The sequence below is a fragment of the Companilactobacillus insicii genome (genome assembly GCF_003946015.1).
Taxonomy (GTDB): Bacteria; Bacillota; Bacilli; order Lactobacillales; family Lactobacillaceae; genus Companilactobacillus; species Companilactobacillus insicii.
Window position 1 is genome coordinate 1 of record NZ_RHNU01000036.1, and the last position, 24,417, is coordinate 24,417.

Consider the following 24,417-nt stretch of genomic DNA (forward strand, 5'->3'; position numbering starts at 1 on the left):
GAACAGTGATGTTCTTTTTGTGTTAAAAGGGAATAAAAAAACTGGTATTGATTATTCATCAATACCAGAAAGTATAGAACCAGAATATGTTGCCTAATAAGGCCTTTTTATGTTTTGGTAATTTAGAGGGGTGAAGTATATGAGAGAAGTAACAACAGATACTGGCTATACAACGTTTAGGGACGGGGTTAGAAGCTGCTTACCAACTGTATTAGGATATTTAGGAATAGGATTTTCATTTGGAATTGTTGGTATTAATTCTCATCTGAATTTGTTGGAAATTACATTGATGTCTGCAATTGTCTATGGAGGCAGTTCACAATTTGTCATGTGTGGATTGTTGCTTGCAAACACATCTATTACCGGTATCGTTATGACGGTGTTTTTAGTCAATCTCAGACATTTATTAATGAGTATGACAGCAAGTCCTCATTTTCGCGAAGAATCATTATTAAGTAATATTTCAGTAGGTTCACTTTTGACAGATGAGTCATTTGCGGTTTTTTCTACCACTGTTGCACAGGAAAAAAACTTTTCTTTGCGATGGATGGAAGGCTTAAATGTCACAGCATATGTCACATGGATTGTGGCAACATTCTTAGGTGGACTAGTTGGTAACTTTATTAGCAATCCTGAAAAATTTGGATTGGATTTTGCCTTGACGGCAATGTTTGCAGGATTGTTCTTAACTCAGTTTGAGTGGGAATTGTCTAAGAATGCAAAAAAATCTATTGCTGTAGTTGCTACAGTAGTTATCAGTTTATATATTTTATTAGGATTAGTAAGTTCATCTGTAGCTGTTATTATTTCAGCATTATTAGGATGTGTTGTAGGGGGTCTGTCCAATGATAAGTAAAAATATAATGTTGATTTTAATTGGCAGTGCATTAGTGACGTGGATACCGCGTATTACACCGTTTATTTTGGGAAAAATGGTTAAATTTCCAGCAATTGTAACTAGGTTCTTGCAGTACTTACCACTGTCTATTCTTTGTGCATTGTTATTAGAAACCGTATTTAATGCTAAGGCGGGCACATTGGCTACTCCCAAGTGGGATGTTGTTATAGCACTGATTCCAACCGTTATAACGGCAGTCTGGTTAAAGGATCTGATGAAGACGGTTGTCGTGGGGATTATTGCAATGGCATTGGTTCGCTTAGTAATATAAATAAAAGTTATAATAATTTATTATGCTTTTCGGTTGTATCGCTGGGGCTAAGTATGGGATTATTACTAATAAGTAATATAGTTAATTGAGGAGAGAATTTTGCGAAAAATTTTTGAAACTTTTTCTGAAGGCGTGCTTAATCTGTTCGCTAATGTTGGCGTCGTAATACCGTATTTCTTTTGTTTATCTCTTTATAATCACAATAAGGACGTAACGGCTTATGTTTTGCCATTTTTGATGTTATATACATTTAGGTCAATAGGTATGCTGATAACGGTTTACATACCATTCTCAGCTAGTACAATGCTGATAGTTTCTAATCTATTTGGAATTGTTGGTTCGTTGATGATAGTTGCGGCTTTAAATCCAGTTTTTGGTATTCTTGGAGGTATCTTATTAGGACTAGCGTCAAGTTGGATTTGGCCATATTTTTTGACTGTCAGAACAAAAGGAAAAATCATTAATGATTTTCATATTACTAAACTTCACTGGCAAGGTTCTTTAGTTGCAATGGTAATATTGGGATTAGTGGAACTGTTATCAGTTAAGTTCAGTACTTATAACGTTGCTTTTATTTTGTTAGCTATCTTCTTCGTTATTTCTTTAGTGGGAAGTTATACCATGAAGAATAAGATAAGCTTTTATCATAACGGTGAATCACAACCTATTGATAGAAACTATTCAATTATTGGGATTGTATTTATTACGATATTGGTCATGTTAGTTTTTGCCATTCGTTATTCTAGATTAAAAAGTATTCCACACGTCTGGGATTTGGGAATTGGAATTGTTGCTTTAATTGGATTGTTAATATTATTAATGTATCAACTAAAGATACATCGCAGTTTATACCCATTAAGTTTAGCTTCCATAAATCGTGGAGTAGTTATGAACTTTGTACTCTTGTATACGATTTTTGATAGTAGTTTAAGGTTTGGCTTTAGTACATTACTTACCGTATATTTGTTATATTTATTAGGATTTGAGTTCGGACCGTTTGTACTTAAGAAGTATTTATATCTTAGATATCCCTTACTGATGTTAGGGTTAATATTGTCATTTTTTAACATCACGTATTTTGTTGGAATATTATTATGTGCTCTATTCGTTGGTTCTGATAATTCGATTTTGAATAATTCATTGTACAATGATCCAAAAATTGAATCAGAACGTGCGTTTTTAATTAAGTATCAGTTATCGGCGGTGGGTAATATTTCACAACAATTGTTCTATATGATTGTTGTTTATTTACTAGGCTACATGTATCACATGAATGTTTTAAATTTCTTCAACGTAAATGGCAATGTTGATTCAAGCATATTATTAATTGTTAGATTAGCGGTAACATTTGGAGTGTTGATTTCGTCTTTTATTACATATTTATCTACAAGATCAAAAAAGAAGCTCAATTTCAAATAAATTGAGCTTCTTTTGTTATGCTAATTTCATATTATTGTTCAAAGTCATTTGTCCGTCCATGATTTGATAAACATTATCGGCAAATTCTACTAATCGTAGATCATGAGTAACGACAATTACTGCAGTGTTTTGTTCACGTGCTAGTGTTTGTAATATTTTGCCAACCTCGACTACACGCTCGCTGTCTAATGCTGCAGTTGGTTCATCAGCTAAAACAATGTCTGGCCTCGTGTATAGAGCCCGAGCAATTGCAACACGTTGGTTTTGCCCACCGGATAATTCACCGGGGTATTTATTTTGTAAATCTTCAATATCTAGCCGTTTTAGCAAAACTTCTAAAGAGAGATTAGTTAAATTGTGTTCTTTCTTAACTTTTTTGACTAATTGAAATTGTTCTTTAACGGTAAGATAAGGAATAAGATTGTATGCTTGCAATACGAAACCAATTTTGTTCAATCGCATGGCATCACGCTGCTTATTCGACATTGACTTGACGGATTGTCCTTCTAACTCAACCTCGCCAGTTGAAGGAGTTTGCAAACCACCAGCAATTGTTAGAAAGGTACTCTTACCAGATCCAGATGGTCCAATTACCAAATTGAGTTCACCTTTTTTGGCAGTGAAGTTGATATCCCTTAGAACGTGGACACGGCTTGAACCAGTGCCAAAGTATTTGTTGATATTACTTAATTGTAAAGTTGTCATAAATTATCCTCCAATTACACTGACTGGGTCAACGTGTAATATTATTCTGATGGGAATTAGAGAACCTAATAAACCTGTTAGGACTAATCCGATTCCAACTTCTGAAAGAATTGGAATATTGAAGCTCATTGGCACTGCTGCTGGCATTACTAAAGCTGTTATAGCTGTTAGAATAATACCAATCAATAAACCACTAACAACAAGGGTAATAGACTGTGATATGGTAGCACCGACAAGTGTTTTAGCAGGAATACCTTGAGCTCTTAAAACGGCATAATTCTGAATCTTTTGGATTGTTAGAATATACAAAAACACCGCTATAACGATAAGAGATATGATCATTAAGAAAGCAATCATGAAGGTAAAGGTTGAATTTTGTGCTGAATATCCAGGTAATTTAGATATAAAGGCTGATTTTGAATATGTTTTTAATTGCTTATTATCTGTTTTAAAATTGGCTTTCTTAGAAACAATGGCACTTGCAACAAACTGACCATTGATATTCTTAAGGTTTTGCCATTCTGAAATATTTCCGTAGATGACAGGAGCAATATTCAACTTGGCATTCTTAGTGAATCCTACGATTTTGTATTCTTTGTCTAGTGAATTAAACTTGATTTTATCACCAAGTTTGTATCCATCTGTTTCAAATTTATCATCGACTACAACTTGATTAGCTTTTTCTACTTTGTGTCCTGAAGTTAATGTCAAGTTTTTGGCGACAAATTGATTACTCTTTAGACCTAGAAATTGTGCAGATTCGTTTGTGCGACCAGATTTTTTAGTTACAACAGCTGCTTGACCAATGTAAGCTTTGTCGGAGGTTACATTGGTTTTTTTGACTTCATCTTTGGTGATTAAGGATTGCGCCATGCTAGTGTTTGAATCTTTATCCAGAACAATACTTTTTACGTTCCATGAGTCAATAGCATCAGTATTTTGTTGTGCCAATCCCATTGCTAGACTGGTTAAAATGAAAATCAGATAACAGATAAGTACGATCATACCAATGATCAGTCCGTATCTAACCTTTTCTTTCTTGATTTCTTTAAATGATAAAAACATTTAATTTTCTCCTTTGGCTAAAGCGTGTAAGACATTAGACAGTTTTTTTAAGATCATTTCTTTGGATTTTGGATCAATCATTATTTGTTTAATAGCGTCATGAATCATGATCTGAGTGGCCCAGAAGTATTCATTTTCATCTATCAAATGATCATTAAAATTGGAAATAAAGAAATTCTCATTGTGAAGTATGTGCATTTTTACTAGGGCGTAGTAGCGACTGTCACTACTTTTTTCGACAAATTGTCTTGTTTGTTCTACATACTCTGCAGGTTTTAGTTTTTTGCTAACATCGGTTGAAATTTTCTGATGGATTTCTGCTAAGGCATTATGGTATAGGAACTCATATGCATCTTTTAAATCATCAAAGTATTTGTAGAATGCCCCTCGAGCAATGCCAGATTCTTTAACTATCCTTGATACTTGTGCATCTACAAGGGTGTGGTTAGAAAATTCGTTTAGCAGTGCATCTAATATACGAGCTTTTTTTTCATTGTCTAAATTTTTAAATGTAGTTGAAACCATTGTCTTCTCCTTTGTGACACTGTGTCACTTTTATGTATGAGGCTATTATATGTTGTAGGTGACACCGTGTCAATGAATTTTGCTTAACATATGATAAACGAATAATATTTTCATATATATTATCGGCATAAAAATTAAAATACCCAAAATAATTATCTAAATTAAATCCTTGATTTTTTTGATGAATTTAGGGTTACTTTTATGAAACATTTGTTAAAAATATTTTTATTATCGAAAAAATACATACTACATATGGTGTGAAACAAAATGGTACTACCACTAGATGTTGATTTTGAAAAAAATACCCAATATAATGAAGCCATTCGCTGAAAAGGTTGTGTGTAAAATGTACGAGGTTGAAAATAAAAATACACTGGATACTTTAAAGAGTATTCCAGTGCTAAAAAGATGTGGAGAAAAAACAAATTTCTATCCATACAAAATTGAATTTGTGCTTAATAAATTGATTGATAATCAAGAAATGATTCAAAAGATAGAAAACGATTTGGTATATAAGTATCAGGATTCTTTTGTGATTGAAACACTTCAATTGCATGACGAAATTATTAGTTTATTAAAAAAGTATCATTTAGCTAGCCAAGCTGAAGAATATCAAGAACATTTTGAATCAGAACAACAAGATTTCAGGGATGCTACGAACGTCGAAGAAAATATTAATAAATTGTTTGGAAATAACGAAAGAATTGTTCATGAGAATGCCAATAAGGATAGTAAGATTTTTAATACACAACGGGATCTTGAGGCAGGGGTTGCCAGCCGTGCTTTAGGTCTTAAAATGTTGCCAGAGTTGGTTGCAAAAGCACATTTGCGTGGAGATTTGCATTGGCATGATCTAGATTATTCACCAGTAACACCTGAAACCAACTGTTGCTTAATTGACTTTGATGAAATGTTAACTAATGGTTTTAAGATAGGTAACGCATGGGTTTCCTCACCAAAATCTATTCAAACCGCAACCGCTCAAATGTCACAGATTATTGCTAATGTTGCTTCATTGCAATATGGAGGATGTTCTGCTAATAGAATTGATCAACTTCTTGCTCCATATGCACAGTTAAATTATGACAAGCATATGAAAGATGCTAAAGAGTGGGTAGTTGAAAATAAACGAGAGGAATTTGCTAAAGCCAAAACCAAAAAAGATATTTATGATGCAATGCAAGCATTGGAATATGAAATCAATACCTTGTATTCGTCACAGGGACAGACACCCTTTACAACTATTAATTTTGGACTTGGTACTAGTTGGATCGAACGTGAAATTCAAAAATCTATTTTGAAAATCAGAATTAAAGGATTGGGTAAGGAAAATCGTACCGCTATTTTTCCTAAGTTAACTTTTTCTGTTAAACGTGGTTTAAATTTAAATCCTCAAGATCCTAATTATGATATTAAAGAGTTGGCGCTTGAGTGTTCTACCAAGCGTATGTATCCTGACCTGTTGATGTACGACAAGATAAAAGAAATTACAGGAAGTTTCAAAACTCCAATGGGATGCCGTTCATTTTTACAAGGCTGGAAAGATGAAAATGGTAAAGAAGTTAATTCTGGTCGTATGAACTTGGGAGTTGTTACGGTTAACCTTCCACGTATTGCCTTAGAATCAAATGGTGACAAAGATTTATTTTGGGAAATTTTCGAAGAAAAAATGAAACTTTGTAAGATGGCTCTAGAATACCGTGTTGAACGTACCAAAGATGCTAAGCCGGAGAATGCCCCATTGCTGTATATGTATGGCGCTTTTGGAAAGCGTCTTAAAGCTGGTGATAGTGTCGATGAGTTATTTAAGAATCAACGTGCAACTGTTTCATTAGGCTATATTGGTTTATACGAAGTATGTACTGAATTCTTTGGTGACCAATGGGAAGATAATAAGGAAGCTCATGATTTTGCTGAAAGTATAGTAAAGGCATTGCGTGATAAGTGCGGTAAGTGGGCCGACGAAAGTGGCTATCACTATAGTCTTTATTCAACTCCAGCTGAATCACTTACAGATACATTTTGTCGTGATGATATTGAGAAATTTGGTCGTATACCTGATATTACAGATAAGGAGTATTACACAAATAGCTTTCATTATGACGTCAGGAAGCATCCATCGCCATTTGATAAATTGATTTTTGAAGAAGTCTTTCCACATTATGCTTCAGGTGGATTCATTCATTATTGCGAATATCCTAATTTAAAGCAGAATCCTAAAGCACTCGAGGCCGTTTGGGATTGGGCATATGATCATGTGGGTTACTTAGGTACTAATACATCAATTGATCAATGTTTTAAATGTGGATTTAAAGGAGAATTCAATGCGACTGCTCGTGGTTTTGAATGTCCCCAATGTGGTAACCATGATCCTCAATATTGTGATGTTGTTAAGCGTACCTGTGGATATTTGGGTAATCCTCAACAACGTCCAATGATTCATGGTAGACACGTCGAAATTGCTTCGCGTAAGAAAAATATGACTTCGGAGATGATACAAAATGCCGCACGATACGAAAGGGCCAAACAATCCGACTCCCAAAGAATGGCTAGCCAAGAATCTTAGCCAGCAGTATATTGCTGATTACAAGCCATTTAATTTTGTTGACGGCGAGGGTGTTCGTTGTAGCCTGTATGTGAGTGGATGCCCATTTCATTGTCCAGGTTGCTATAACGTTGCTGCCCAAAATTTCCACTATGGAAAGCCGTATACGCAAGAGTTGGAAGATCAAATCATAACGGATATGAGTAATGACTATGTTCAAGGATTGACATTATTAGGTGGAGAACCATTCATCAATACACAAGTTTGCTTAAAATTATGTAAAAGAGTTCGTAAGGAGTTTGGTAATTCAAAAGATATTTGGTCATGGTCTGGATATACCTGGGAAGAATTACAAAAAGACTCAGATGATAAGTTAGAATTACTTTCGATGATTGATATTTTGGTGGATGGCCGATTCTTGAAAGATAAAATGGATTTGACGTTGCAATTTAGAGGTAGTTCCAATCAAAGAATAATTGATGTCCAGAAGTCGTTATCTGATAGACAAATCGTCATTTGGGATAAATTAGTGAAATAAATTGTTAATAATGATTAAGAAAATGGTCAACAGCCCATTAGATTGGGATGTTGACCATCTTTTGCTTGATATAAATATTTATAAATATTTAGCCTAACCTAACTAAATACTTTACTTCTTAAAAATAGTTCTTATGATATGAGCTGTAGGAGGCAGATAATATGAAAAATATTGCAATGGCTTCAAAAAAAGAAAAATTATTTCACTACGCTAATGGACCTTCTCTTCAAGAAATTAATAGTACTGTAGAGATTCCAAAAGGTAACAAGTTTTGGAAAAATTTGATGGCTTTTTCAGGTCCAGGCGCACTGGTAGCGGTTGGTTATATGGATCCAGGAAATTAGGTCACTTCAATTGGTGGTGGTGCAGAGTACGGATACTTATTAATGTCTGTTATTCTGATTTCGAGTTTAATCGCCATGTTATTACAGTATATGGCGGCTAAACTGGGAATAGTTACACAAATGGATTTGGCTCAAGCAACACGAGCACATACTGGTAAGACATTAGGAATAGTTTTATGGATTACAACTGAACTAGCAATCATGGCGACGGATATTGCTGAAGTAATCGGTGGTGCTATTTCGCTAGAACTATTATTTGGCTTGCCACTAGTAATTGGTGTTTCACTGACAGTATTCGACGTTTTACTTTTACTTTTGTTAACTAAATTAGGATTTAGAAAAATCGAAGCAATTGTAGTGTGTTTGATCACGGTTATCTTAGTAGTTTTCTTGTATGAAGTAGCAATTGCTAAACCAAATATGGCGGAGGCAATGGCAGGATTCATTCCACAACCTAAGATAATGCATTCCGGTGAGTTAACTATGGCATTAGGTATCGTAGGTGCCACTGTTATGCCACATAATTTATACTTACATTCTTCAATTTCTCAAACACGTAAATTCAATCATGATAGTGAAGAAGATGTTGCTAAGGCCGTTAAATATACAACTTGGGATTCAAACATTCAATTGGGCGGAGCTTTCATCGTTAATTGTCTATTACTATTATTAGGTGCAGCAATGTTTTTCGGTAAACCAACGGAACGTTTAGGAACTTTTGGTAATTTATATGCAGCTTTACAAAATCCACATATGGCGGGGGCTGTTGCTTCTCCAATCTTGTCAATTTTGTTTGCGGTAGCCTTATTGGCTTCAGGACAAAACTCAACTATTACTGGGACATTAACGGGTCAAATTGTTATGGAAGGCTTTATTCATATGAAGATGCCATTATGGGCACGTCGCTTAGTAACAAGATTGATTTCTGTAATTCCCGTTTTAATTTGTACTATCATATATGGCGGCAAGGAGAGTGCACTTGATAATCTTTTAGTTAATTCTCAAGTTTTCTTATCAATCGCTTTACCAATATCAATGATTCCATTAACAATCTTTACTAGTTCTAAAAAAATTATGGGTAATAGATTTGCCAACAAAATGTGGGTAAATGTCTTAGCTTGGTTATGTACAGTTATTTTAACAATTCTTAATTTACAAATTGTTTGGAGTTCTATTCAAGGATTACTTTGATTGATAGAAGCAGAGGTTGTGACATAACTATAAAATTCATTAAATTTGCAGCGTAAACGCGCGACAAAGTACAACTTCTTCCGTTTAACTACGAATGCCCCCGCATTTACTTACATAAATACGGGGACGTTCTAGGTTATACTCAGAAGTTAGACGTGTTTTGTCGCACTCTGCTTTTTATACCAAAAATATGTTATCTATATACGATGTTGGCATAACGTTGCAGAAATGTATTATATAGAGTTTTGAAATGTTATATTATGACTGAAGGAGGGGGTACATTATGAATTCAGATAAGATAAAACTATATAGTACATTGTCAATTGGCGCAGTTGCTTTTGTATTAGAATTCTTGTTCCATGAGCCCCTTTGGGCACAGATTATCATCAGTGTATTAGGTTTAATATTGGCGTTAATCATGTTTGTGGATATGATCAAAGTGTTAAAAAGCAGTGATTTTGGGGTCGATTTATTAGCCATAACTGCTATTATTGCTACGATTGTTTTAGGCCAATATTGGGCTGGATGGATAGTATTGTTGATGCTAACAGGTGGAGACACTTTGGAAGAATATGCCGCTAATAAAGCTAAAAGTGAGCTAAAGAGTTTGCTTGATAATACACCTTCGCAGGCCCATCTATTGGTTGATAGTAATGTTAAGGATGTCTATATCGATGATGTTAAGATCGATGATATCTTACTGATACGTCCTAAGGAACAAGTTCCCGTGGATGGAATAGTCATTGAAGGTGAGTCAGAAATAGATGAATCATCGTTAACTGGTGAATCTGTTCCAGTTACTGTAAGTACTGATTCACATGTTATGTCAGGTTCTATAAATGGTGAGACATCATTTAAAATGAAAGCGGAAAAAATTGCCGCTGATAGTGAGTATCAAGCAATTGTAAAATTGGTTAAAGAATCCGCTTCTAATCCAGCTCATTTTGTACGTTTGGCAGATAGATATGCAGTTCCCTTTACAATTATTGCGTATGTAATTGCCGGGCTAGCATGGTATTTATCCAAGGATCCAGTAAGAATTGCTCAAGTATTAGTTGTTGCGTCACCTTGTCCATTGATACTTGCAGCACCCATTGCTTTTGTATCTGGTATGAGTCGAACTAGCAGGAATGGTATTATTGTAAAATCTGGAACGGCATTGGAAAAAATATCATCAGCTAAATCCATTGCGTTTGATAAGACGGGGACTATTACTAGAGGAAAACTGGTAGTAGATGAATTCAAACCTCAAAACAGATTTGATTCAGATAAGATTCTTTCATATGCTGCCTCGATTGAGCAAAACTCAAGTCATGTTATGGCACAAGCGGTTATCGATTATGCACTAGATAGAAACTTGAAGTTGAAAAATGTAAATGATGCAAAGGAATATACTGCTCAAGGTATAGCGGGTACAATCGAAGGACATTTGATTAAAGTTGGTCAAGGAGAGTTTGTAACTAATGGTTCGGTTGATGAAGTCAAGGGTTCTGGTGTCTATGTGTCAGTCGATAACAAGTATGCTGGAGTATACAGCCTCGTTGATCAAATTAGACCAGAATCGAAATCGACTATTACAAGGATAAAAGAATTTGGAATTCATAATATTTTAATGATTACTGGAGATAAAAAAGAAGCAGCCGATTTGGTTGCTTCAGAAGTAGGAATTACTCAGACATTTCCAAGTAGTTTACCAGAAGACAAAGTAAAAATTGTTAGAGGATTGAGTGATAACTATCGTCCAACAATTATGGTAGGAGATGGAGTTAATGATGCCCCAGCGTTAGCTTTAGCAGATGCTGGAATTGCAATGGGATATAAAGGTGCAAATGCTGCGAGTGAGTCTGCAGATGCAGTTATCTTAAAGGATGATTTGAGCAAAGTTGGGGATGTTATTAAAATTTCACGAGACACTTTGAAGGTAGCACGTGAAGCAGTTTTAATTGGTATTTTCATTTGTATTATTTTAATGATTATTGCCGGATTTGGTTTGATTCCAACCATTGTTGGTGCAATGTTACAGGAAGTGGTTGATACAGTGACTATTCTTTACGCGTTACGTGCCAGAAGTGACAAATTATAACCAACCGTATGTATCAAGATTCATATCTCGTTTGTACATCTTTGAAACGTATGGATTCCCTTCAACTATAAAGCGCATTTTTTTAGAAGTCCAAGGTTCCTTATTTGGTACGCCAATTCTAGGTGTGTCCAAAATGTTTTTAGGAGTCTGGACTTTTTTATCTGAAAAAATAAAATTGTCAGAATTTAACATCGTACCAGATAGTTCTTTGTCACGAATGCCAAATGAACGTATCCACTTTGCAGGGCCATTAGAAATATTAAAACCACTTTGATGTCGATTTTTTTCCATCATTTCTATTCCTTCAACGGGTTGTAGTCCACGAATCAAAATACCATTTGGAGTGCCCGCTTTTTGAACACTAATATCCATATCTAGCCAGCTATGTATTGAATAAATGTAGATGGTTCCTCCAGCTTGATATAGTGGATCATTAGATGGTGTATGACGACCATTGTAACTATGTGCCGCTTTATCGATTGGTCCAAGATAGGCCTCAGTTTCAACTATAATACCGGAGAATTTTCCTTCTTTAGAATTATAAGTAAAAGTGTGTCCCAGCATATCCTTAGCAATATCGATAGTTTCTCTATTTTCAAAGTAGTTTTGTACGTTCAAAATGTACCTCCAGCAATTTTTTTATAAAAACTTGAAAAAAGACTTGTCACGTCTATGTATATAATATATAATATTTTTTGTGCTTGAGAAAGGGATACGTATATACGGTTTCTTGACGAGTTATGACCCGTTGGTCAAGTGGTTAAGACACCGCCCTTTCACGGCGGTAACATGGGTTCAAATCCCGTACGGGTCACTATTTGGAGGATTAGCTCAGCTGGGAGAGCATCTGCCTTACAAGCAGGAGGTCACAGGTTCGATCCCTGTATCCTCCATCGAATAGTTGATAGTTAAAGAAGTTAGGACGATTAGTCCTAACTTCTTTTTTTACCTAAATCCATGACAAGGCTTTCAACATGGGTTATGATTGTGTTAATTTTAATAATTTATGACTGGAGTGTGAATAAGAATGATAAAACATTGCGCATCGATGCCAACAAAAGAAGATAAGGAAAAGTTTTTTTCACTAATTAGTGAGAAACCATGGTTGATTCCTTCAACAGTTTTATTGGAGATGATTCCAGTATCTATTGTTGCCTATGGTTTTATGAAAAATCGTCGTTTAAAGAAAAGATTGCAAATTGAACATCAGAAAACTGTACGTGAATATATTAAAAAATCAGATTCTGGTAAATTAACACAAGAAGAATTTTATTATTTGAAACACATTTAAAAAAGTTCATTAGGAATTAATTCCTAATGAACTTTTATTTTGAATGCTTCAACTATTTGTTTCAGATTTTCCCGTGCACTATCAAATAATTCTTGATTATAGATTGAAATTTCTTCTTCTCTGAATTCACGGTCTTCAATGTAACGATTGTAACGTATTTCTAATTGTAGACTGTGAATATTGGATTCATTGCCATATTTCTTAGTTATGTATCCACCGGTGAATGGAAAATTATCAGAAACGGTGTATTTTTTTCTTTTTAATTCATTTGTCAACCAGTTGCGTACGTCAGTTGATGAAGTATTGTCATAGTTATTACCAATTACAAAGTCAGCCGGAGACATCATTTCATATCTTGGATAGTATGCAAAACTATGTAGATCAATTAAATATATTTCATCAAAATCTTGAAGCTTGTGGTCTATTAGTTGCTGCAGTCTATCATGATAAGGTTGATAAAATTTAGTAATACGTTGATTGATTTGTTCCTTATTTAGTGGTTCTTTATAAAGTGGTTGTCCAAAAGTATTTCTTTGGTAAATAACATTATGTCGATAGTCGTTATCATCATTTATAGCAAAACTTTTTCTGTTTGGATCAGCAACGTAACGATTAATATTATTTTGAATAAGAGTAAATCCAAGTTCAGGAATAAAATTATATAGTTCTTTTAAGAACCAATCAGTATTTGTGAGAGGAACTTGATTCAATATTAGCTTCATATCTTCAGGTATACGTGTCCCACTATGGGGAATACTGAAAATAACAGGATATTCATTAGAGTCAGGATTAAAGCAATCAAAGTTTGATTTGGTTGTTTGCATCTGAGACCTCATTTCAAATTAATAATAGTAAGTTTCCAATTACTCGATAGAATAAGTTGGATGTAAATAAATGTCGAAATTGTTTTAATAATACTGATACAACAACAAAGATAACTATAGTAATTGATGTTAATGGATTAATATATCCCAATAAAAATAATATCAAAGTTAAGACTGAAAGTGTTACTAATTGAATATAGTCAGTTTTTGCGCCTTCAAAGTATTCAATTAGAATCGTAGCTATGTTAACTAGTAATAAAGGTACGATAAAGTTAAATGAGATAAAATGCATGTATGTGTATGCAATAGCAATTGACATGAAACTAGGAATAATAAAGCCGTCAATTAAGGTCTGTAATAATTTATATTTTTTGCCTATATACTTAGTAGAAAACAATAAAATCAATTGAATGAAAATTAAAATTATCACGTTTATATTTAAGCTTTTGAATGTAAGCACAATTAAAACTATATAAATCAGACTATAAAGTCCGTTGAAATACATGTTTGGCTTTAAGCTTCTAATATATTCTTTATATATTGCCACCATACCTACCATGATTACTAAAAACCAATTTATAGAGTAATTAGTCAAATTATGTCCGAAAATGAAAATAAATGGGAAAATATGATAACTTAAAAATTCAATTACTGAAGCGAATAATCTTTTATACTTTTTATAAGTTAAGTTGTTCATGTTTACTCCTTATTGTATATAAAGCAATATTAATGTAGAAAATTGCCTTCGTCAATTTGTTTTAGATTAAATATGTGTTAATCTATTAAGAGGTTCCTGATGGGATCCTTTTTTTATTGTGATTAATAAAAGGAGAAGCCCTGTAACCGAAAGGTGGAAAAAATATGTCAAAAAATTATTTATTTACTTCTGAATCAGTTTCAGAAGGACATCCAGATAAGTTAGCTGATCAAATTAGTGATGCTATTCTAGATGCAATCCTCGCAAAGGATAAGAATGCGCGTGTTGCCTGTGAAACAACCGTTACTACTGGATTAGTATTGGTTGTAGGTGAGATTTCAACAACAGCTTACGTTGATATTCAAAACGTTGTTCGTAAGACTATTACTGATGTAGGGTATGATGGTTCAAACCCTGGTTTTAACGGTAATGGTTGTGCAGTATTAGTTGCACTTGACGAACAATCACCTGATATCGCTCAAGGTGTTAATGATGCATTGGAAAAACGTGGTAAGGATGCTGATTTTGATCCATTGGATCAAATTGGTGCTGGAGATCAAGGCTTTGTTTTTGGTTTTGCCACAAATGAGACTAAAGAATATATGCCTCTTCCTATTTCACTTGCACACAAACTTATGCGAAAGACTGCAGAAGTTAGAAAGAATAAGACAATTGATTACTTGATGCCAGATGCTAAGTCACAAGTAACAATTGAATATGATGAACATGACAAGCCTTTACGTATTGATACCATCGTTATTAGTACACAACATAAGGCCGAAGCATCATTAGAACAAGTTCAAAGAGATATTAAAAAATACGTTATCGATGAAGTTGCTCCTAAAGATATGATGGATGATAAGACTAAAATCTTAATCAATCCAACAGGTCGTTTTGTTATCGGTGGCCCAGAAGGAGATTCTGGACTTACAGGTAGAAAAGTCATCGTTGATACATACGGTGGTTTTGCTCGACATGGTGGTGGAGCCTTCTCTGGTAAGGATGCTACTAAAGTGGATCGTTCAGCTAGTTATGCCGCAAGATACATTGCAAAGAATCTTGTTGCTGCTGGTATCGCTGAAAAGATGGAAATTCAAATTGCCTATGCCATTGGTGTAGCAAAACCAGTTTCAATTCATGTAGATACATTTGGAACAAGTAATTATTCAGAAGATCAAATCGTTAATTGTATCAATGAGTTCTTTGATTTAAGACCATTAGGTATTATTATTATGCTTGATCTTCAAAGACCAATTTATAAACAAACGGCCGCTTATGGTCATTTTGGACGTACAGATATTGAACTTCCATGGGAAAAGCTTGATAAGGTTGATGAAATCAAGAGTTTTTTTAAGGAATAGTAGATGATTACAGAGGCGTTTCTTTAAGGGGATAACTTTAAAGAGCCTCTGTTTTTTTTATGTCATTATTCATTTTTTGAGGGGGAAGTATTTTTAATGGAACAAAGAAATCAATCAAATGTAGTAATTGTCACAATTGCAATTTTTATTGCTACATTCATGACTGCAGTTGAGGGAACGATTGTGTCAACCGCTATGCCGACAATCATAGGTAGTTTGCATGGTGTAAGTCTGATGAACTGGGTTTTCTCTATATATTTATTGATGACGGCAGTTTCAACGCCTATCTATGGAAAGCTATCTGATGTCATTGGACGAAAGCCTGTTTTGATGTTTGGATTAGCGCTATTTGTTGTTGGATCAACACTTTGCGCAATGTCTAATTCAATGATTACTTTGATTTTAGCACGTGTCGTTCAGGGACTAGGTTCAGGAGCAATTCAACCTTTGACATTTACGATTATCGCTGATATTTATCCATTGGATAAACGTGCTAAAATTTTAGGATTTAACGGATCAGCTTGGGGTATCGCCGCTATTATTGCACCTTTACTTGGTGGATTTATTGTTGAAAAATTAAGTTGGCACTGGGTATTTTTGATCAACCTTCCAGTCGGTCTTATTACTATTGGCTTGATTTGGGTCTTTTTAAAAGAGGATAAGCGCGAACATGACAAAGTTAAAATTGATTATACTGGTACAGCATTGTTAATATTGATTTTACTACCACTAATGTTAGCTCTTCAAAATTTAAGTGCTAGTTCGATGTTATTACCAATAAGTTTGGCTGTTATTTCTATTATTTCAGTTTTCTTATTTGTAAAGGTAGAAAAGCGTGTTTCTGATCCAATTTTGCCATTGCAGTTATTTAAGAATAAGACGTTTGTTATCCAAAATATTATTGCTTTGTTAGTAAGTGGATTTTTAATTGGTTTTGAAGCATATATTCCTACTTGGATGCAGGGTATTTTGGGACTAAGCCCATCTATGGGTGGATTTGCCGTTACACCAAGTTCTATTGTTTGGATAATTGGTTCATTTTGGGCTGGAACATTAATTAAGAAAATGGCACCAAATAGAATTATTTATATTAGTTTGTTCTTTATCGGATTGGCTAATATAGCATTGTTAACTGCGACTGTTTCATCACCATTTGTTTATTTCTGTGGTTTGGCAGCTGTCGCAGGGCTTGGTTTTGGTTTAACAATAACTACTACTACTGTTACGACTCAAACTGTTGTTGCACCTGAGAATGTTGGTGTTGCAACTAGTTTTAATACATTATTGCGTACTATTGGTCAATCAATGATGGTTTCAGTTTATGGAATAATTCTTAATACTGCTTTGATTAAGGGTGCTGCTGAGAATAAAAAAATAACTGTCGATATGATGAATCAATTAATTGATCCACAAACCGCCAGTTCGTTGCCAACAGAGCTTTTACCCAAAATGAGACAAATTCTTTTTTCTGGATTGCACAATATGTACGTTGCATCTCTAGTATTATTAATAATAGGCTTAGTTTTAAATGCCTTTGAGATTAAGAATAGAAAGATTCTTGGTTCTGAATAATAGAGTAGTAAATGTAATGATGGTTGCTGCCAATAAGTATCCACCGACCACATCACTTGGATAGTGAACTCCTAAGAAGATACGGCTGTATCCAATTAAGATAACGAATCCAATAGCAATAATACTAAGTATAATTTTTGTAAATAGGTTATTAACTATGAATAATGCAACTATTAGTAATGATATGTACAATGCAAATGATCCAGCGGAATGACCACTGGGAAAGCTAAAGCCGCCAGCATAAATATAATGATGGTGTTCGGGTCTCGGCCTTTGTACAGCTACTTTAATCATATGATTAATGGCTGGAATAGTAATTACATTAATTGCGACAAAAATGGCTGAATAAAAGTATTTCATTAAAGATAATATTATTACAGAAATAATAGTTAATATGGTTATTGTGTTAGTGTTTCCAAAAAAGGTTAAAAAGCGAAAAAAATGCAATGAAAACTCATTATGATGATATATTTGGTCGATAATTAGTTTATCGAATATTTTGATGAAATTCGTTTGTTTTATAACATTATGACTCCAAATTATGAAACATATTAGTAGTAATATGTTAAAAAATGACATTTTTTTAGAAATATGCATTGTTTTTACTCTCTATTGTTTAAATTTTGTTTAAGAAATTATATAATATTGTATAAGCTTTTATGTGGGGTAAATGAATATGACTATTACACGTCGTGAACGCATTCGTGAAGAAAATCGTTTGACTAAATTAAATAATAAAAGTATTAAAAGTGCAAATCTACGTAAGAATATGACATTCTTAGGTGGAAGTTTAGTTGTGGGTGGAGTATTTGCTCAATTAGCAAATGTTTCAACTACTGTACCGGTTTACGCTGAGGCCGTTTCTACAAACACTGATGCTTCAGATTCAATTAATAATATGACTGGTATGGTAACACCACGTGGTGTTGGTGATCAAAATTTCATCAACTATATTGGTAATTCTGCTCGTAAACTTGCTGACAATAATGATATTTATGCATCTGTTATGATTGCCCAAGCCATGGTTGAAAGCGGTTGGGGTACTAGTGGCTTGGCTAGTGCGCCTAATTATAATTTGTTTGGTGTTAAGGGTTCATACAATGGTGAATCAGTTAACATGGGAACTCAAGAAGATGATGGAACTGGTAGTTTGTATTCAATCAGTTCTAATTTTAGAAAATATCCTTCATATAAGGAGTCTCTTGAAGACTATGTTTCTCTGATCAGAGGTGGCGTTTCAGGTAATCCTGAGATATACGCTGGAGCATGGAAGAGTAATACTCAATCTTACAAAGATGCTACAGCATATTTGACAGGACGTTATGCCACTGATACAACATATGCTGACAAGTTAAATGCAATTATCGAAAAATATGATTTAACTCGCTTTGACACTGATACTGATTCTCAAGATCAAACTTATGTATTTGCTTCTGGTGACACGTTACAATCTGTTGCAGATAAGTTCAATATGACAGTTGAAACATTAATGGAACTTAATAATCTGAAGACAAGTAGTTATGTATATCCAGGCAAAACATTGACTGTCTTGAAAGTAATTGGTAATGGTACAAATGATGGTCAACAATCAGTAAACGTGGCTAATATGGCCAACGTTACTGGAACAACTGATAATTGGTAATGGTACAAATGATGGTCAACAATCAGTAAACGTGGCTAATATGGCCAACGTTACTGGAACAACTGATAATTGGTAATGGTACAAATGATGGTCAACAATCAGTAAACGTGGCTAATATGGCCAACGTTACTGGAACAACTGATAATTGGTAATGGTACAAATGATGGTCAACAATCAGTAAACGTGGCTAATATGGCCAACGTTACTGGAACAACTGATACTAATACAACAAATTCTGATGTTTATGGTAACAACCAGGCACCAATTATTGTTCAAGATGAAACTGATGGTGTTAAGAAATATGATGCATCAAATAGTTCTTCTAATGTTGCAGTATCAGTTAAAAATACTTTGACTACTGGAACAACTGGTGGCTCTAATGCATCAAATAACAATAGCAATTCAGAAGATAATAATGAATCAAATGACAAAACTGTAACCGTTCAAGATGGTGATACACTTGATTCTATTGCATCTCAAGCTAATACAACAGCTGATCAAATTAAACAAGATAATAATTTAAATTCTGATTTATTGGTTGTCGGACAGAAGTTAATGGTATAGTATATAACACAACGGAAGTAGTAAGTGAAAGAAGAATTTCAGAAAGTGCGTGGTTGATGTGAACGCATAACTTCTTTAACTGAACTCATCCATTTAAATTTAATTACTGAACTAATAGTAAGTAATTACGAATAGTCCGCGTTAAGGAATTCGAGAGTCGTTCTTTTTGAGAACGGAACTTAGGTGGTAACGCGATGATTTCGTCCTATGATTAATTTCATAGGGCGATTTTTTATTATCGTGAAAAAATATTTGGAGGATACAATATGTACAATCACAATACGGTTGAGAAGAAATGGCAAAAGTATTGGAAAGATAACAAGACTTTTAAAACTACAACTGATAAGGACAAAAAGAACTATTATGCCTTAGATATGTTCCCATATCCATCTGGACAAGGTCTACACGTTGGACATCCAGAAGGATATACTGCAACAGATATTTTGGCACGTATGAAACGTGCACAAGGCTACAATGTTTTACATCCAATGGGCTTTGATGCTTTTGGTCTACCTGCAGAACAATATGCTATGGATACTGGTCATAACCCAGCTGATTTCACTGAAAAAAATATTAATAACTTTAAGCGTCAAATCAACTCACTTGGTTTTTCATACGATTGGGATCGTGAAGTACAAACTACTGATCCTAAATTTTATAAGTGGACACAATGGATCTTTGAACAAATGTACAAAAAAGGTTTAGCTTATGAAGCTGAGGTTCCAGTTAACTGGAGTCCAGATCTTGGTACTGTTGTCGCTAATGAAGAAGTTATTGATGGTAAGACAGAGCGTGGTGGTTTCCCAGTTGTTAGAAAACCAATGCGTCAATGGATGTTGAAAATCACAGCTTATGCTGACAGATTACTGGACGATCTTGATCTAATTGATTGGCCAGAAAGTATCAAAGAAATGCAACGTAACTGGATTGGTCGTTCAATCGGTGCGCATATCGATTTCCCTATTGATGGTTATGATAAAAAGGTAACTGTCTTTACAACGCGTGCAGATACTGTATATGGTGTTTCATATATTGTTTTGGCACCTGAAAATGACTTAGTTGATATTATTACAACGGATGAACAACGTGATGCTGTTGAAGCATACAAAGAAGAGGCTGCACGTAAATCAGATCTTGATAGAACTGATTTGAACCATGATAAAACTGGTACATTTACTGGTGCATACGCAATTAACCCCGTAAATGGTGAGAAAGTTCAAATTTGGATTTCTGATTATGTTCTATCTACATATGGAACCGGTGCAGTTATGGCCGTTCCAGCTCATGATGATCGTGACTACGATTTTGCTAAGAAGTTCCATTTACCTATTAAGCAAGTCGTTGAAGGTGGAGATATTTCTAAAGAAGCCTTTGGTGGTGATGGCGCACACATTAACTCAGATTTCTTGGACGGATTGCATCAAAAAGAAGCAATTGATAAGATGATCGAGTTCTTGGAAGATAAGGGTTATGGTAAGAAATTTGTTAATTATAAGTTACGTGACTGGCTATTCTCTCGTCAAAGATACTGGGGAGAACCAATTCCTGTCATTCATTGGGAAGATGGTGAAACAACACTTGTTCCTGAAGATGAATTGCCATTAAGATTACCAGCAGAAGCTGATATCAAACCATCAGGTACTGGTGAATCACCATTAGCTAATTTAACCGATTGGGTAAATGTTGTTGATAAGAATGGTCGTAAGGGTCGTCGTGAAACAAACACAATGCCACAGTGGGCTGGTAGCTCATGGTACTACTTAAGATATATTGATCCACATAATGACAAAGAATTGGCTGATTATGACCTATTGAAAGAATGGTTACCCGTTGATTTGTATATTGGTGGAGCAGAACATGCCGTACTTCACTTACTATATGCTAGATTCTGGCATAAAGTATTATATGATTTGGGCGTTGTTCCAACTAAAGAACCATTCCAAAAATTATTTAACCAAGGTATGATCTTGGGCGATAATCACGAAAAAATGTCTAAATCAAAGGGTAATGTTGTTAATCCTGATGATGTTGTGGAATCATATGGTGCTGATACTTTAAGAGTTTATGAAATGTTTATGGGTCCTTTGGATGCATCTATTCCTTGGTCGGAAAATGGTTTGTCAGGTGCACATAAATTCCTTGATCGTGTCTGGAGATTGTTCATTAATGATGATGACTACAGTACGCTTCGTGATGGATTTGTTGTTGATACAAATGATGGTAAATTGGACAAGGTATACAACGAAACTGTTAAAAAAGTGACTGAAGATTATGATGCATTACGCTTTAACACAGCCATTTCACAAATGATGGTCTTCGTTAATGAAGCTCATAAGGTGGATACTATGCCTAAGGAATATGCAGAAGGATTTGTTAAGTTGCTTGCACCAATTGCACCACATATGATGGAAGAATTGTGGAGCAAGTACGGGCATGAAGGTTCAATCAGTTATCAACCTTGGCCTACTTATGATGAAAGCAAGATGGTTTCATCAACTGTTGAATTAATTGTTCAAGTTAATGGTAAGTTAAGAGATAAGATTGAAGTTCCAGTTGGAATGAGTAAAGAAGAAATCGAAAAACTTGCTCGTGAAGATGAAAAGATTATGAAATTTACTGAAGGCAAGAATATTGTTAAGGTGATTGTTATACCTAATAAGATTGTTAATATTGTAGTCAAATAGAGCGTGTCAAAAGACGGTAACGTCTGAGCATTACTTAGTATAACGAAGGTACCAACGTAGTTGGTGCATTTGTTATTCGGAGTAAGCGGGGGGGCGTTGTCTTTTGTAAGCGCGTTTTAGTTTAGATAGTGGGGAAAGGCGGTAAATGCAGAGCATAGCTAAGCGGAGGCATTTGTCTTTCGTAACTCGTTTTAGATGGTAAGTTCAAAAACAAATTACAAAATAAATTTCAAATTCTGAGAGGTTGTGATGGACAAATCACAACCTCTTTTTTAGAATTTAATTGCAATTATATGAAATTAAGAGTATTTTTAAGTTTCTGAGTTCACAACTTTGCTATAATTGAAGAGATAGTTTTTAAGGTGGTGCAGGACTTGAACAATAACCATGACGACGAAGAAATAACTCCAGTTTTAAATCCTGAAACTTCAACACAAGATACCATGTTGAAGGGTTCAGCTTGGATGACTGCTGGAAGTATTTTTTCACGTATATTAGGTGCAATTTATATTATCCCTTGGATGGCTTGGATGGGTGCAGCTTATCCGCAAGCAAATGCATTGTATGCTAAGGGTTACAATATTTACAGTTTGTTTATCATTATCTCAACGGCAGGTATTCCGGGAGCAATTTCTAAGCAAATTTCCCATTACAATGCTTTAGATGAATATTCAACTGGTAATAAGCTGTTTAAGCATGGTCTCAAAATCATGGCAGGAATGGGAATTGCTTTTGCGGCTTTGATGTATTTTGGTGCACCATTGATGGCAACGTTATTTGCGGACGGAGATCCACGGAGTATACCTGTTATTAAGTCACTTGCTATAGCTGTTTTAATAATACCTATATTGAGTATTTTGAGAGGCTATATGCAGGGTTATTCTGACATGGCACCTTCGGCGATATCACAATTCATTGAACAAATTGCAAGAGTTATCTATATGCTTGGTGCAACCTATGTGATTATGAAATTGAATAATGGTAGTTATATAAGCGCTGTTGTTCAGTCTACTTTTGCGGCCTTTATAGGTGCAGCATTTGCGATTGGAATTTTATTATTCGCATTCGCCAAGAAGTTACCTAAGTTGCGGGAGTTGTCACGTAATGGTAAAGCTCCAGAACAACTAAACAAGAATTTTACTAGAGAAATTTTTGAACAAGCCGTACCATTCATTATATTGGATGCTGGTATAACGTTCTTTAATTTGTTTGATCAGTCGACATTTAATCAGTTTATGCGAATGTTTGTTAAGGCAACAAATGATCAATTAGATAATTATTATTCGTTGTTTGGATTCCAAGCTAATAAGTTAATTATGATTATTGTTTCATTGTCGGCAGCTATGGCGGTTACAGCAATTCCGATTTTGTCAGGATTGTATTCTAAAGGTGTAAAAAAAGATATTGAAGGTCAAATCTCTAATACTTTGGAATTATTCTTCTTCATTATGATTCCGGCATCGTTAGGGATGTACGCTGTATCTCAACCGTTATGGACAACATTTTATCGTTACGATGAACTAGGTATTTTGATGTTACAATTTAGTTCGGTGATTTCAATCTTATTAGGATTCTTTACCGTACTTTCAGCAATTTTGCAGGCATTGTATAATAACAAATTGGCTATTAAGTACTTCATCTACGGTTTCATTGCCAAAGTATTGGCACAGATTCCAATGATTGGATTGTTCCATGAGTTTGGTCCATTGGTTGCGACAAGTATTGGTATGGGCGTGGTTTGTTGGTTAATGACCAGAAAATTACATCAGATTTATCCGTTCGATACTAATAGAATTTCACGTCGTATTAGTGGCATTATCATGTTTTCCTTAGTCATGTTTGCAATTGTTATACTAGTCAATTGGATAGTATTCCACTTTGTTGGTAATTCTGATCGTGTTCTAAGTGTTATCATCTTGATTGTTGAAGCAGGATTGGGTGGTTCCATTTATGGATATCTAGTTTTGAAGACACAACTTGCTGATAAGATTTTAGGTTCTAAAGTTGAACGTATTAGACGTTTAGTTAATATTAAATAATCAAAAATAGGAAGCCAAGCGGCTTCCTATTTATTATTGTGATAAATAAACCACAAGTTTTACTTGTGGGGGTTAGTAAAGGCTTTAGCTAAAAAAACACCCTTTCGGTATACTGTTTATCGGCTACCAACCAAAATAAACAGAGCGAGAGGATGTTTT

20 protein-coding genes, 2 tRNA genes, 1 pseudogene, 1 riboswitch and 1 other annotated feature are annotated in these 24,417 nt (G+C 34.5%); of the genes and pseudogenes, 16 read left to right on the top strand and 7 right to left on the bottom strand.

What is annotated here, in order from left to right:
- Positions 1–139 precede the first annotated feature (139 nt).
- From EKM79_RS10200 to EKM79_RS10210, 3 genes are all read left to right on the top strand, one after another.
- Complete coding sequence (locus EKM79_RS10200; protein ID WP_125568454.1) at positions 140–856, top strand: AzlC family ABC transporter permease; 717 nt, start codon at positions 140–142, stop codon at positions 854–856.
- Complete coding sequence (locus EKM79_RS10205; protein WP_125568455.1) at positions 846–1,169, top strand: AzlD domain-containing protein; 324 nt, start codon at positions 846–848, stop codon at positions 1,167–1,169. Before EKM79_RS10200 ends, EKM79_RS10205 begins: the two co-directional genes overlap by 11 nt.
- A gap of 99 nt (positions 1,170–1,268) precedes the next feature.
- Entirely contained in the window at positions 1,269–2,588 is a 1,320-nt protein-coding gene (locus EKM79_RS10210) for a hypothetical protein (RefSeq protein WP_125568457.1), read from the top strand.
- Positions 2,589–2,603: 15 nt separating this feature from the next.
- Here the strand turns inward: EKM79_RS10210 and EKM79_RS10215 are convergent, their stop codons facing one another.
- From EKM79_RS10215 to EKM79_RS10225, 3 genes are read right to left on the bottom strand one after another with little or no spacing between them, the layout of a single operon-like run.
- A complete protein-coding gene (locus tag EKM79_RS10215; RefSeq protein ID WP_125568459.1) occupies positions 2,604–3,293 on the bottom strand; it encodes an ABC transporter ATP-binding protein in 690 nt (229 codons plus the stop codon).
- A 3-nt stretch (positions 3,294–3,296) separates the two neighbouring features.
- Complete coding sequence (locus tag EKM79_RS10220; protein WP_125568461.1) at positions 3,297–4,358, bottom strand: ABC transporter permease; 1,062 nt, start codon at positions 4,356–4,358, stop codon at positions 3,297–3,299.
- The gene (locus EKM79_RS10225) at positions 4,359–4,883 is read right to left on the bottom strand and encodes a TetR/AcrR family transcriptional regulator (protein WP_125568463.1); all 525 of its coding nucleotides are present in this window, start codon (positions 4,881–4,883) and stop codon (positions 4,359–4,361) included.
- A gap of 346 nt (positions 4,884–5,229) precedes the next feature.
- On the opposite strand from EKM79_RS10225, the gene nrdD reads away from it, so the two are divergent.
- The 4 genes and pseudogenes from nrdD (at position 5,230) to EKM79_RS10245 (ending at position 11,584) form a co-directional block, all read left to right on the top strand.
- On the top strand, positions 5,230–7,449 hold the full coding sequence (gene nrdD / locus EKM79_RS10230) for an anaerobic ribonucleoside-triphosphate reductase (RefSeq protein ID WP_125568465.1): 2,220 nt from the start codon (positions 5,230–5,232) through the stop codon (positions 7,447–7,449).
- Positions 7,385–7,966 carry an anaerobic ribonucleoside-triphosphate reductase activating protein gene (gene nrdG / locus EKM79_RS10235; protein ID WP_125568467.1) on the top strand — a complete coding sequence of 194 codons (582 nt, stop codon included), beginning with the start codon at positions 7,385–7,387 and terminating at the stop codon, positions 7,964–7,966. Before nrdD ends, nrdG begins: the two co-directional genes overlap by 65 nt.
- A 176-nt stretch (positions 7,967–8,142) precedes the next feature.
- Positions 8,143–9,501: pseudogene (locus EKM79_RS10240) on the top strand (Nramp family divalent metal transporter).
- Between the two features lie 283 nt (positions 9,502–9,784).
- The gene (locus tag EKM79_RS10245) at positions 9,785–11,584 is read left to right on the top strand and encodes a heavy metal translocating P-type ATPase (RefSeq protein ID WP_125568469.1); all 1,800 of its coding nucleotides are present in this window, start codon (positions 9,785–9,787) and stop codon (positions 11,582–11,584) included.
- On the opposite strand, the gene EKM79_RS10250 is transcribed toward EKM79_RS10245, so the two are convergent.
- The gene (locus EKM79_RS10250) at positions 11,579–12,202 is read right to left on the bottom strand and encodes a DNA-3-methyladenine glycosylase (protein WP_125568471.1); all 624 of its coding nucleotides are present in this window, start codon (positions 12,200–12,202) and stop codon (positions 11,579–11,581) included. The two genes, EKM79_RS10245 and EKM79_RS10250, sit on opposite strands and share 6 nt — an antisense overlap.
- Before the next feature lie 124 nt (positions 12,203–12,326).
- Here EKM79_RS10250 and EKM79_RS10255 point away from each other — a divergent pair.
- From EKM79_RS10255 to EKM79_RS10265, 3 genes are all read left to right on the top strand, one after another.
- Positions 12,327–12,398, top strand: a tRNA-Glu gene (locus EKM79_RS10255).
- A gap of 6 nt (positions 12,399–12,404) precedes the next feature.
- Positions 12,405–12,477 (top strand) — tRNA-Val (locus EKM79_RS10260).
- A 155-nt stretch (positions 12,478–12,632) separates the two neighbouring features.
- Complete coding sequence (locus tag EKM79_RS10265) at positions 12,633–12,875, top strand: hypothetical protein (RefSeq protein ID WP_125568473.1); 243 nt, start codon at positions 12,633–12,635, stop codon at positions 12,873–12,875.
- A gap of 23 nt (positions 12,876–12,898) precedes the next feature.
- Here EKM79_RS10265 and EKM79_RS10270 read toward each other — a convergent pair whose 3' ends face one another.
- Together EKM79_RS10270 and EKM79_RS10275 are read right to left on the bottom strand one after the other, a co-directional pair.
- The gene (locus tag EKM79_RS10270; protein ID WP_125568475.1) at positions 12,899–13,699 is read right to left on the bottom strand and encodes an N-formylglutamate amidohydrolase; all 801 of its coding nucleotides are present in this window, start codon (positions 13,697–13,699) and stop codon (positions 12,899–12,901) included.
- A gap of 13 nt (positions 13,700–13,712) precedes the next feature.
- The gene (locus EKM79_RS10275; RefSeq protein WP_211331288.1) at positions 13,713–14,096 is read right to left on the bottom strand and encodes a hypothetical protein; all 384 of its coding nucleotides are present in this window, start codon (positions 14,094–14,096) and stop codon (positions 13,713–13,715) included.
- A gap of 380 nt (positions 14,097–14,476) precedes the next feature.
- A riboswitch (SMK box riboswitch) is annotated at positions 14,477–14,563 on the top strand.
- Here EKM79_RS10275 and metK point away from each other — a divergent pair.
- Complete coding sequence (gene metK / locus EKM79_RS10280; RefSeq protein ID WP_125568479.1) at positions 14,561–15,757, top strand: methionine adenosyltransferase; 1,197 nt, start codon at positions 14,561–14,563, stop codon at positions 15,755–15,757. Its footprint overlaps the riboswitch before it by 3 nt.
- Positions 15,758–15,853: 96 nt before the next feature.
- Entirely contained in the window at positions 15,854–17,329 is a 1,476-nt protein-coding gene (locus tag EKM79_RS10285) for an MDR family MFS transporter (RefSeq protein WP_125568480.1), read from the top strand.
- Here EKM79_RS10285 and EKM79_RS12275 read toward each other — a convergent pair.
- A complete protein-coding gene (locus EKM79_RS12275) occupies positions 17,282–17,689 on the bottom strand; it encodes a phosphatase PAP2 family protein (RefSeq protein WP_164506071.1) in 408 nt (135 codons plus the stop codon). The genes EKM79_RS10285 and EKM79_RS12275 overlap by 48 nt on opposite strands.
- A 316-nt stretch (positions 17,690–18,005) precedes the next feature.
- Here EKM79_RS12275 and EKM79_RS12280 point away from each other — a divergent pair, with 316 nt between their 5' ends.
- From EKM79_RS12280 to EKM79_RS10310, 4 genes are all read left to right on the top strand, one after another.
- The gene (locus tag EKM79_RS12280; RefSeq protein WP_164506072.1) at positions 18,006–18,971 is read left to right on the top strand and encodes a glucosaminidase domain-containing protein; all 966 of its coding nucleotides are present in this window, start codon (positions 18,006–18,008) and stop codon (positions 18,969–18,971) included.
- 192 nt (positions 18,972–19,163) lie between these two features.
- Positions 19,164–19,535, top strand: a complete 372-nt coding sequence (locus EKM79_RS10300) for a LysM peptidoglycan-binding domain-containing protein (RefSeq protein ID WP_125568484.1) — start codon at positions 19,164–19,166, stop codon at positions 19,533–19,535.
- 4 nt (positions 19,536–19,539) lie between these two features.
- Positions 19,540–19,746, top strand: a binding site (T-box leader).
- A gap of 55 nt (positions 19,747–19,801) precedes the next feature.
- Positions 19,802–22,219, top strand: coding sequence for a leucine--tRNA ligase (gene leuS / locus EKM79_RS10305; protein ID WP_125568486.1), 2,418 nt, complete (start codon positions 19,802–19,804; stop codon positions 22,217–22,219).
- 443 nt (positions 22,220–22,662) lie between these two features.
- Complete coding sequence (locus EKM79_RS10310) at positions 22,663–24,258, top strand: putative polysaccharide biosynthesis protein (RefSeq protein WP_125568488.1); 1,596 nt, start codon at positions 22,663–22,665, stop codon at positions 24,256–24,258.
- Positions 24,259–24,417 lie beyond the last annotated feature (159 nt).

Bases quoted from the DNA above. Each gene is read 5' to 3' on its own strand.
- EKM79_RS10200 (WP_125568454.1), top strand. From the start codon at position 140: ATGAGAGAAGTAACAACAGATACTGGCTATACAACGTTTAGGGACGGG.
- EKM79_RS10205 (WP_125568455.1), top strand. From the start codon at position 846: ATGATAAGTAAAAATATAATGTTGATTTTAATTGGCAGTGCATTAGTG.
- EKM79_RS10215 (WP_125568459.1), bottom strand. From the start codon at position 3,293: ATGACAACTTTACAATTAAGTAATATCAACAAATACTTTGGCACTGGT.
- EKM79_RS10220 (WP_125568461.1), bottom strand. From the start codon at position 4,358: ATGTTTTTATCATTTAAAGAAATCAAGAAAGAAAAGGTTAGATACGGA.
- EKM79_RS10225 (WP_125568463.1), bottom strand. From the start codon at position 4,883: ATGGTTTCAACTACATTTAAAAATTTAGACAATGAAAAAAAAGCTCGT.
- nrdD (WP_125568465.1), top strand. From the start codon at position 5,230: ATGTACGAGGTTGAAAATAAAAATACACTGGATACTTTAAAGAGTATT.
- nrdG (WP_125568467.1), top strand. From the start codon at position 7,385: ATGCCGCACGATACGAAAGGGCCAAACAATCCGACTCCCAAAGAATGG.
- EKM79_RS10245 (WP_125568469.1), top strand. From the start codon at position 9,785: ATGAATTCAGATAAGATAAAACTATATAGTACATTGTCAATTGGCGCA.
- EKM79_RS10265 (WP_125568473.1), top strand. From the start codon at position 12,633: ATGCCAACAAAAGAAGATAAGGAAAAGTTTTTTTCACTAATTAGTGAG.
- EKM79_RS10270 (WP_125568475.1), bottom strand. From the start codon at position 13,699: ATGCAAACAACCAAATCAAACTTTGATTGCTTTAATCCTGACTCTAAT.
- metK (WP_125568479.1), top strand. From the start codon at position 14,561: ATGTCAAAAAATTATTTATTTACTTCTGAATCAGTTTCAGAAGGACAT.
- EKM79_RS10285 (WP_125568480.1), top strand. From the start codon at position 15,854: ATGGAACAAAGAAATCAATCAAATGTAGTAATTGTCACAATTGCAATT.
- EKM79_RS12275 (WP_164506071.1), bottom strand. From the start codon at position 17,689: ATGAAATACTTTTATTCAGCCATTTTTGTCGCAATTAATGTAATTACT.
- EKM79_RS12280 (WP_164506072.1), top strand. From the start codon at position 18,006: ATGACTATTACACGTCGTGAACGCATTCGTGAAGAAAATCGTTTGACT.
- EKM79_RS10300 (WP_125568484.1), top strand. From the start codon at position 19,164: ATGGCCAACGTTACTGGAACAACTGATACTAATACAACAAATTCTGAT.
- leuS (WP_125568486.1), top strand. From the start codon at position 19,802: ATGTACAATCACAATACGGTTGAGAAGAAATGGCAAAAGTATTGGAAA.
- EKM79_RS10310 (WP_125568488.1), top strand. From the start codon at position 22,663: ATGTTGAAGGGTTCAGCTTGGATGACTGCTGGAAGTATTTTTTCACGT.